The 554-nt window shown below is 37.4% G+C and carries 1 protein-coding gene; it reads right to left on the bottom strand.

Features of this window, described 5'->3' with window-relative positions:
• Positions 1 to 177: 177 nt before the first annotated feature.
• A partial coding sequence (locus B371_RS20865) for a hypothetical protein (RefSeq protein ID WP_040681089.1) occupies positions 178 to 554 on the bottom strand: 377 nt, incomplete at its 5' end.

Raw genomic sequence — 554 nt, 5'->3', positions numbered from 1 at the left:
CAACAATTTCATAAATGTGTGAAAGTTATCATACCCGCATGCTCCATAATTAGATAAAAAAGGAATTACTTTGCGAATTGAATTTGATTGACCTTAAACCATAATATGGAATTAGCTTTTGGACAGACTTCCCCCTTGTTTGATGATTTAGTTTTTAAAATTTTAGTTCTGAAGTCTTTATCCCGTCAACTGAAGGGATATCTGCTCGACTTGAACCTTTGCAAGCTTTTCGATAGTTGCCATATGGTTTTTCGGTAGAATTGTTACTTGAATATGGGCAATCATTCGTTGGATCAATCGAAATGCATCCCTTAGGATGAACCATTTCTCGACCCGTTCCGTTGTACGAAGCGGTACTTTTTTATGTTTCATGACAGAAGTTAACTGATTAGACTCTTGAGCAAAGGCCAATTCAACTTGTTTTCGATATTTCAACATGCGCTTTTGCAAACTGCTATCTTGTGGAACAGGTCCGTAGAAAAACGGATTTTCCGTGAAAGAATAACCAAACAGCTTCTTGCAATGACCTTGTAGGGGACAAGTTGCACACTTTT

The sequence above is a fragment of the Paenisporosarcina sp. TG20 genome (assembly GCF_000286315.1).
In the GTDB taxonomy this organism is placed as follows: domain Bacteria; phylum Bacillota; class Bacilli; order Bacillales_A; family Planococcaceae; genus Paenisporosarcina.
Note: the sequence above shows the minus strand (reverse complement) of the source record. Positions and strands in the feature narration are given on the sequence as shown.